We start from the raw sequence: 8,810 nt of genomic DNA on the forward strand, positions 1-8,810 counted from the left end.
CCCTCACACGCCGCGAGGGGTACCTCCCGGCGCGCCGGTAGACTTTGCGGGGGGGGGGGGGGGGGGGGGGGGGGGGGGGGGGGGGGGGGGGGGGGGGGGGGGGGGGGGGGGGGGGGGGGGGGGGGGGGGGGGGGGGGGGGGGGGGGGGGGCCTGGCACCCTCCGCCCGCCCCGCTGTGCTCCGCCGTGCCCCGCCGTGTCGTGCTGTGCCGTGCCGACAGCCTCCCGGCGGGCAGCCGGACCCGTCCCTCACACGCCGCGAGGGGTACCTCCCGGCGCGCCGGTAGACTTTGCCCCGGTCTCGACCAACCACGAGCACCACGGGGGCTGTGCACACCGTCGCGACGCGGTCGCGGCGAGGGGGAACGGCACGGTGTCCGCCCCGGTGCGGTGGTCCGGCGATCCGGAGGTCGAGGAAACGCCGACAGGCACCCGCACGACCGAAGGAGTGCAGTGGCAGCCAACGACCGGGCCGCGGCCCCGGGCAGGGCCGAGGGGGCGTCCGGCCTGATGCGCGCCTCGCTGAGCGCGGTCGCGCCGGGCACGGCGCTGCGCGACGGCCTGGAACGCGTCCTGCGTGGCAACACCGGCGGACTGATCGTCCTGGGCATGGACAAGAACGTCGAGCAGCTGTGCACGGGCGGCTTCGTGCTCGACGTGGACTTCACCGCGACCCGGCTGCGCGAGCTGTGCAAGCTGGACGGTGCGCTCATCCTCGACAAGGAGACCACCAAGATCGTGCGGGCGGGCGTGCAGCTCGTGCCCGACGCCTCGATCGAGACGGAGGAGACCGGCACCCGGCACCGCACCGCGCAGCGCGTCTCCATCCAGACGGGGTATCCCGTCATCTCCGTCAGCCAGTCGATGCGGCTGATCGCCCTCTACGTCGACGGGCAGCGCCGCACGCTGGAGGACTCGGCGGCGATCCTCTCCCGCGCCAACCAGGCCCTGGCCACGCTGGAGCGCTACAAGCTGCGGCTGGACGAGGTCGCCGGCACGCTCTCCGCGCTGGAGATCGAGGATCTCGTCACGGTCCGCGACGTGACGGCGGTCGCGCAGCGGCTGGAGATGGTGCGCCGCATCGCCACGGAGATCGAGCAGTACGTGGTCGAGCTGGGGACCGACGGGCGGCTGCTCTCCCTCCAGCTCGACGAGCTGATCGCGGGCGTGGAGCCGGAGCGCGAGCTGGTCGTGCGCGACTACGCGCCGCAGACGGTCGGCGCGGGCCGCCGGGTGCGCGCCGTCCCCGACGCGCTCAGCGACCTGGACCGGCTCACCCACACCGAGCTGCTCGAACTGGCCACCGTGGCCCGGGCGCTGGGCTACAGCGGCGCCCCCGAAACGCTCGACTCGGCCGTCTCGCCGCGCGGCTTCCGGCTGCTGGCGAAGGTGCCCAGGCTGCCGGGCACCGTCATCGACCGGCTGGTGGACCACTTCGGCGGGCTGCAGAAACTGCTGGCCGCCAGCGTGGACGATCTCCAGGCGGTGGACGGCGTCGGCGAGGCACGCGCCCGCTCGGTCCGCGAGGGACTCTCGCGGCTCGCGGAGTCCTCGATCCTCGAACGCTACGTCTGAGCGCCGGGCCAGGCGTGAGAGCCGGGCCAGGCGTGAGAGCCGGGCCAGGCGTGAGAGCCGGGCCTGGCGTGAGAGCCGGGCTGCGGGTGAGCGCCGGGTCCGCCGTGGCCCGTCATGCGCCTACTTGACCAGTTGGAAGGTCGTACGCACCGTCTTCAGGCCCTTGACCTTCACCTCGATCTCGTAGGTGCCGGGCTTCGGCGCCTCGAAGGTGGGGGTGCCGCAGTTGGCCGCGCTGGCCTTGCGGAACCAGGTGAGGGTGTGCGTCGAGGAACCGTCGCCCGGCACCAGGCGCAGCAGCGGCTTCTTGGTGGGCGGACAGTCGTCCGAGGCCCAGAACTTGGCGTCGTCCGGGTTGTTGATCGTCACGAGGGTGGCGGTGCGGCCGAGGTCGATCTTGCAGGCGCTGCCGCGCTCGTTGGTGACCTTCAGTTCGAACCGCGGCTTCTCGCCCGGGCCGTACTTCTTCTCGACGCTGCGCAGTTTCAGCTTCACGTCGCCCTCGCGGCAGTTGGCCAGGTCCGGCGGTGCGGGCGCTCCCGCCGTGCCACCGCCGGAGCCGCCTGAGCCGCCTGAACCGCCGGAGCCGGAAGAGGAGCCTGCGGAGCCGGAGCCGCCGGATCCCGAACTCGCGTCGCCCGCGCCCCAGCCGGTGCCGCCCGCGGACGACTGGTCCTCGGCGTCGGAGCCGCCCGAGGAACCCGAGCCGCCGGAGGAACCTGAGCCGTCCGCGCCGCCGTCCTCCTCGTCCCGGCCGCCGGGACGGTCGCTGATCGCCGGTCCCGAGTCGGTGGGCCCCGGGGTGATCGTGCCGGCGGGCCCGTGGCCCTTGTCGCCGTTCTTGCCCTCGTTGCCCGGCCCTTCGCCGCCCGCCGTGGCCAGCGCCCAGACGGCGACCAGGACCAGCAGCGCGACGACAGCAAGGACAACTGCCCTCCGTCGCCAGTAGATGGAGGAGGGAAGCGGCCCGATCGGATTGCGCAGAGATCCCACGCACGAAACCTTACGAGACATCGGGCGCCTCACAGGCCCGTACCCGCCGCTCAGACCGCCAATTGTTGTGATGAGCTGCCCGACCTCCGGGGAGTTTGCGCAGGTTTGCACCGACCTGAAGAGGTTCGACGCGGATACATCGCGTACGTGGCGTACGTGACCGACAGGCTTGCGTACCGCGTGTGCGTTTTTCGGATGAGGAGCGCCGTGCCAGGATCGGTTGTGCCATGACTGCGACCACCGAGACCTCCCAAGCCGCTTCGGCCGGCGCCCCGCCAGCACGCGCCGCGGAATCCGAAGCCGTCGACCCCGCCCTGCGCGAGACGGCGCGCGCCCTCCATGCACCCGTCGTCGACTGGTTCGCCACACACGCCCGCGACCTCCCCTGGCGCCGCCCGGAGGCGGGCGCGTGGGGCGTCATGGTCAGCGAGTTCATGCTCCAGCAGACCCCCGTGGGCCGCGTGCTGCCGGTGTACGAGGAGTGGATGAAGCGCTGGCCGCGCCCTGCCGACCTGGCCGCCGAGGCGCCCGGCGAGGCCGTGCGCGCCTGGGGCCGCCTCGGCTACCCGCGGCGCGCCCTGCGGCTGCACGGGGCCGCCAAGGCCATAGCGGAACGGCACGGCGGCGAGGTACCCGTCGAGCACGCGCAGTTGCTGGCGCTGCCGGGCGTGGGCGAGTACACGGCCGCCGCCGTGGTCTCCTTCGCGTACGGCAAACGGCACGCGGTACTCGACACCAACGTGCGCCGCGTCTTCGCGCGCGCCGTCACCGGCCGCCAGTACCCGCCCAACGCGACGACCGCCGCCGAACGCAAGCTGGCCCGCGCGCTGTTGCCCGAGGACGACACGACGGCCTCCCGCTGGGCCGCGGCGACCATGGAACTGGGCGCACTGGTGTGCACCGCGCGCAGCCCCCAGTGCGCGCGCTGCCCGATCGCCGCGCGGTGCGCGTGGCAGTTGGCGGGCGCCCCCGAGCACCAGGGGCCCGCCCGGCGCACCCAGGCGTACGCCGGTACGGACCGGCAGGTGCGTGGCCGGCTGCTCGCCGTGCTGCGTGCCGCCAAGGAGCCGGTGGCGCAGGCCGACCTCGACCGCGTCTGGCATGAACCGATCCAGCGCGCACGGGCGCTGGACGGACTGGTCGCCGACGGTCTGGTGGAGCCGCTGGACGGCAAGCGCTACCGCCTGCCGCTGAGCTGACTCCCGTCGGCCCGGGGGGCTGGTGAGTTGGGGCCGATCTGGTCCGGGTCGGCCCGGGCCAGATCGGTTCGGCCCGGTCCGGACCAGACCGGCTTGGCCCGGTCCGGACCAGATCGGTTCGGCCCGGTCCGGACCGGTCCGGGTAACCCTGTGCGCGGTCCTTGCTCAGCCGCGGGACGCTCGGTTCCTGTCCAGGTCGCCGTCCTACCGGGGCTGGGTGAGCGAGTACCAGTTGCCGTTGTCGTCGCGGAAGATCGCCTCCATGCCGTACGGGCGCTCCTGCGGGTCCTGTACGAACTCGACGCCCTTGCCCTTGAGTCGCTCGTAATCCCCCTGGCAGTCGTCGGTGGTGAACGCACCGGCGCCGAGGACGCCCTTGGTGACGAGCGTGGTCAGCGCCTGGGACGACTCCGGGTCGAGCCCCGCGCCATCGGTGCGCATGATCGCCAACTCCGGGTGCGGCTGGCCCGGCACGCCGACGGTGACCCAGCGCATGTCGCCCAACGGCACGTCGCTGCGGAGCTCGAAGCCGAGCTTGTCGGTGAAGAAGGTGAGGGTGCGCTCCTGGTCCGTGGACCAGACGGTGGTGATACCGAGGGCCTTGATCATGGTTTACTCCGGTTGAGGTGATGCGGTGCGGATCGTCCGCCTCGCTCCGTCACCGTAGTCAGCGGGCCCGCTCCCCCGCTTCTCGAAAGTTGCGCTCCTCGAATCCCCCGTACATCAGCAGGGCGAAGCAGCCGGGGATCAGTGCCGCGCCCGCGCGCGGATACCTCTCGCGGTACGCGCTCGGCGACAGCCCCGTGCGGCTCTTGAAGCGGGCGGAGAAGGTGCCGACGCTGCTGAATCCCACCTGGGAGCAGATGTCCGTGACCGGGCGGTCGGTGCAGCGCAGCAGTTCCTGGGCCCGCTCGATGCGGCGGCGGCTCAGATACTGGCCCGGCGTCTCTCCGTAGGTCTCCCGGAAGGCGCGGACGAAGTGGAAGCGCGAGTATCCGGCACGCGCGGCGACCGCGGCCAGGTCGAGCGAGGGCTCCGCCCAGTCGCGGTCCATGGCGTCCTTGGCCTGGCGCAGGGCGCGCAGCCGCGTCATGCCGGGTGTGGTCATGTGTCGATGCTGGCACGCCCCTCTGACAGCGGGTAGCGGCTGCCGCCCGCCGCCACAGCGGGTAGCGGCTGCCGGCCGCCGCGACAGCGGGTAGCGGCGACCGGCCGCCGCCACGGCGGGTGGTGGCGGCCGGCCTCCGCTGTCGGTTACGCCTGCTCCTGCGGCTTCTGGGCGGCGGCGTCCTTGAGGGGGACCTCCTTGATGAACCAGGCCGCGATGAAGGCGAGCGCCGCGATGCCCGCCGACATCAGGAAGACCACGTGGGTGCCGTCCGCGACGGCGTGCTCGTACGCCGTGCGGAGTGCGTCGGGGAGCTTGGCGAGGGAGGCGGCGTCGAGCTGGGCGCCGCCCTCGGTGAGCTTGCTCGCGGCCCCGCCGCCGGCGCCACCGCCCGCGGCAGCGGCCTCCCGCATGGAGTCCTCGACCTGGCGGGTGAACATCGTGCCCATCAGGGCGACGCCGAAGGAGCCGCCGATGGTGCGGAAGAGCGTGGTCGTCGACGAGGCGACGCCCATGTCCTTGAGCTCCACGCTGTTCTGCGCGATGAGCATGGTCAGCTGCATCAGGAAACCCATGCCGGCGCCGAGCACCGCCATGTAGAGGCCGGAGGTCAGCCGGCTGGTGCCGGATTCCATCTGGGCGAGCAGGAAGAGGCCGACCGGTATGAGCGCGCCGCCGATGATCGGGTAGGCGCGGTACTTCCCCGTCTTCGTGGTGGCCCGGCCCGTGACGACGGAGACGACCATCATCGGGAGCAGGACGGGGAGCAGCAGCAGCCCGGAGTTGGTGGCCGAGGCGCCCTGGACGCTCTGCTGGAAGAGCGGCAGGAACGTCATCGAGCCGAACATCACGAAGCCGAGCAGGAAGCCGATGAAGGTGACCATCGAGAAGTTGCCGCTGCGGAAGACGCCCAGGGGCAGGATCGGCTCGGCGACCCGGCGCTCCACGAACGGGAAGGCGACCAGCGCGGCCACGGCGAGCGCCGCGATGCCGATGATCGTGCCCGAGCCCCAGGCGTACTCCGTGCCGCCCCAACTGGTGACCAGGACAGCGGCGGTGATGCCGGTGGTGAGCAGCGCGGCGCCGAGGTAGTCGATCCGCCCCTTGCTGCGCTTCTTGGGCAGGTGCAGCACGGTGGTGACCATCGCGAGCGCGATGGCGCCCAGCGGCAGGTTGATGTAGAAGGCCCAGCGCCAGCCGAGGTGGTCGGTGAGCGTGCCGCCGACGAGCGGGCCGCCGATCATGGCCAGCGACATCACCCCGGCCATCATGCCCATGTACTTGCCGCGCTCCCGGGGCGGGATCAGGTCGCCCATGATCGCCATGGCGCCGACCATCAGGCCGCCCGCGCCGAGCCCCTGGAGGGCGCGGAAGCCGATGAGCTGGCCCATCGTCTGCGCGGCGCCCGAGGTCACCGACCCGGCGAGGAAGACGAGGATCGAGGCGAGGAAGACGCCCTTGCGCCCGTACATGTCGCCGAGCTTGCCCCACAGCGGGGTCGAGGCGGCGGTGGTGAGCGTGTAGGCGGTGACGACCCAGGAGAGGTGTTCGAGGCCGCCCAGCTCACCGACGATGGTGGGCATGGCGGTGCCCACGATCATGTTGTCCAGCATCGCCAGCAGGACGGCGATCATCAGGGAGAAGAGGACGACCCTGACGCTGCGCGGCTTGGGTCCGGTGACCCCGGGGTCCGGAGCCGCCGCCGTGGGGGGCTGGGCCGTCGAGAGGTGATCCGCCGGGGCGGCTGCTGCCGCGTCCGCCCGCTTGGTCGGTTCTTGACCTTCGCCGCCTTCACCTTCCGCCCCGACGCCCTCCTCGCCCCGTTCTGCCCGTTTCGTCGCCCCACTCGCAGCCATACACAGCCACCCCCTTTTTACCCGTGCCTTACTTGCCGCACGGCTAGTTCAGTACGATGGATAAGCTAGGTTCTTCCTAGCCGGGCGTCAAGTAAGTTTTGAAGGGGTCGGCATGAGCAGGGGAAACACCCGTCAGCGCATCCAGGACGTCGCCCTGGAACTGTTCGCCGAACGCGGATACGAGAAGACCTCACTCAGAGAGATCGCCGAGCAGCTCGGCGTGACCAAGGCCGCGCTCTACTACCACTTCAAGACGAAGGAAGACCTGGTCACCAGCCTCTTCGAGGACCTGGTGCTCGGCCCGGCCGACGAGGTCATCGCCTGGGCGCGGATCCACCGCCCGACCACGTTGGAGGCGAAGCTGCAGATCCTGCGCCGCTACAGCGCGTGCATCAGCAACGCCACCCCGCTGGTGCGGTTCATGCACGAGAACCAGGCGACGCTGCGCGAGCTGTCCATCGGCGAGCAGATGAAGGAGCGGATCTTCACGCTCCTCGGGTTCCTCAAGGACGAGGACGCGGCCCTCACCGACCAGGTGCGCTGCACCTCCGCCCTGTTCACGATGCACTCGACGCTCTTCACGCTGGACAGCTCGGGCGCCGGGCCCGAGGACAAGCGCAGGGCGGCCCTGGAGGTGGCCGAGGAGCTGGTCACCGCGGCCCACCACGGCGACGGCGCCGCCTGAACGGCCCCCGCACACGCTGTCGGCAGCCCGCGCACGCCGGCCCTCGCACGCGCCGTCGGCAGCCCGCGCACGCCGAAGGCCCCGGCACGGGGAGTGCCGGGGCCTGGCATGGAGGGGTCGGAGAGGCGGGGTCGGATCAGAAGTCGACGCCCACCGCGTGCATCGCGCTGACCGGGTCCACGGCGGTGCCGTAGTCCGGGCCCTGGCGGATCTCGAAGTGCAGGTGCGGGCCCGAGGAGTTACCCGTGTTGCCCGACTTGGCTATGGCCTGGCCGGTCTTGATCTGCTGACCGGGCCTGACGTCGATCTCGGAGAGGTGGGCGTACTGCGAGTACGCGCCGTTCTCGTGTCGGATCACGATGGCGTTGCCGTACGCGGGGCCGTCACCGGCACCGTTCGGCCCCGCCTTGACGACGGTGCCCTTGTGGACCGCCTTGACGGGGGTACCGATGCCCACCGCGAAGTCCTGGCCCGAGTGGTTGTGCGCCCAGCGGCCACCGGCCTTGCCGAAGGTGGCGCTCAGCTCGTACTTGCCCGAGACCGGCTTGACCCAGGACATCTGGAGACGCTCGGCGTCCCTGGCGGCCTTCTCGGCAGCGCGCTTCTTCGCCTCGGCGGCGCGCTGCTCCGCCTTCTTCGCCGCCTCGACGGCCTTGCGGTGCGCGTCGGCCTGGGCGTGGGTGGACTCGGCGAGCTGGTTGGCCGTGCCGATCGCGAAGAGGTCGTTGTGGGCCGCGCCGGCCTCGGCCTTCCCGGCCGCGGACGCGGTACCGGCCCCCAGGGCCATCGACGCGCCGAGCCCGGCGACGAGGGACGCCGAGACGACAGCGGCGCGATTGGTGGTCCTGAACTTCCGCATGCGGGTGCTACCTCCGTGAGGGGGTTCGTGAAGTGCGCCCGAACCCGGACGCGCCCCCTTGGTAACCCGCCAGAAAAAGGACATCAAGGACCGTTATTACTAAACGCCCCCGTAGTAGCACGAGAGACCCACGCCACTCGGCGCTCCGGCACCGGGCCCCACCCCGCCCACCGCGTCCGCCGACGCGTCGGCACCTCCTAAGCGGCTTCGTAGGCCCCCGCTCGCCTGTGCCCCACCTCACGGGCGCGGCCCGTCCGCGGCCCACCCGATGTGGCCCCGCTCATACGGCACCGCTCGGCTCCGCCCCGGCCGGGCACGGCCAGGGGCCGTCCGTCGACGCGCCGCGGGACGCCCTCCACGCTTGCTCGCCGTGTACGGCCCCGCACAGCGGGGAGTGGGGCCGCCCGGCTCCGCCGTGAGCCGGCGGCGCACACTGCCGGCCACGGCAGGCGCCACCGGCCAACCCTGGCGCGAACGCAGGGTGACCGCTGCCACACGTACGGCCTACGCTGGTGGGTGACCCGACCCGTCACCAG

At 72.2% G+C, this 8,810-nt stretch carries 8 protein-coding genes; 3 read left to right on the forward strand and 5 right to left on the reverse strand.

Annotation, left to right across the window (positions count from 1 at the left end):
* The first annotated feature begins 452 nt into the window (after window positions 1-452).
* Window positions 453-1,574: a DNA integrity scanning diadenylate cyclase DisA gene (gene disA / locus AB8Z75_RS26275; RefSeq protein ID WP_369206131.1), complete on the forward strand. Its 1,122-nt coding sequence runs from the start codon at window positions 453-455 to the stop codon at window positions 1,572-1,574.
* 120 nt (window positions 1,575-1,694) lie between these two features.
* On the opposite strand, the gene AB8Z75_RS26280 is transcribed toward disA, so the two are convergent.
* Window positions 1,695-2,567 (reverse strand): hypothetical protein, encoded by an 873-nt coding sequence (locus AB8Z75_RS26280; RefSeq protein ID WP_369206133.1) that lies wholly within the window; start codon window positions 2,565-2,567, stop codon window positions 1,695-1,697.
* A 227-nt stretch (window positions 2,568-2,794) separates the two neighbouring features.
* Here AB8Z75_RS26280 and AB8Z75_RS26285 point away from each other — a divergent pair, with 227 nt between their 5' ends.
* Window positions 2,795-3,766 carry an A/G-specific adenine glycosylase gene (locus tag AB8Z75_RS26285; protein ID WP_369206135.1) on the forward strand — a complete coding sequence of 324 codons (972 nt, stop codon included), beginning with the start codon at window positions 2,795-2,797 and terminating at the stop codon, window positions 3,764-3,766.
* A gap of 204 nt (window positions 3,767-3,970) precedes the next feature.
* Here AB8Z75_RS26285 and AB8Z75_RS26290 read toward each other — a convergent pair whose 3' ends face one another.
* From AB8Z75_RS26290 to AB8Z75_RS26300, 3 genes are all read right to left on the reverse strand, one after another.
* On the reverse strand, window positions 3,971-4,375 hold the full coding sequence (locus AB8Z75_RS26290) for a VOC family protein (protein WP_369206137.1): 405 nt from the start codon (window positions 4,373-4,375) through the stop codon (window positions 3,971-3,973).
* Between the two features lie 58 nt (window positions 4,376-4,433).
* Window positions 4,434-4,874, reverse strand: coding sequence for a helix-turn-helix transcriptional regulator (locus tag AB8Z75_RS26295; RefSeq protein WP_369206139.1), 441 nt, complete (start codon window positions 4,872-4,874; stop codon window positions 4,434-4,436).
* 146 nt (window positions 4,875-5,020) lie between these two features.
* Window positions 5,021-6,730 (reverse strand): MDR family MFS transporter, encoded by a 1,710-nt coding sequence (locus tag AB8Z75_RS26300; RefSeq protein ID WP_369206141.1) that lies wholly within the window; start codon window positions 6,728-6,730, stop codon window positions 5,021-5,023.
* Window positions 6,731-6,842: 112 nt separating this feature from the next.
* On the opposite strand from AB8Z75_RS26300, the gene AB8Z75_RS26305 reads away from it, so the two are divergent.
* The gene (locus tag AB8Z75_RS26305) at window positions 6,843-7,415 is read left to right on the forward strand and encodes a TetR/AcrR family transcriptional regulator (protein WP_369206143.1); all 573 of its coding nucleotides are present in this window, start codon (window positions 6,843-6,845) and stop codon (window positions 7,413-7,415) included.
* 136 nt (window positions 7,416-7,551) lie between these two features.
* Here the strand turns inward: AB8Z75_RS26305 and AB8Z75_RS26310 are convergent, their stop codons facing one another.
* Complete coding sequence (locus AB8Z75_RS26310) at window positions 7,552-8,274, reverse strand: M23 family metallopeptidase (protein ID WP_369206145.1); 723 nt, start codon at window positions 8,272-8,274, stop codon at window positions 7,552-7,554.
* Window positions 8,275-8,810 lie beyond the last annotated feature (536 nt).

This window comes from Streptomyces sp. PU-14G, assembly GCF_041028275.1.
Lineage (GTDB): Bacteria > Actinomycetota > Actinomycetes > Streptomycetales > Streptomycetaceae > Streptomyces.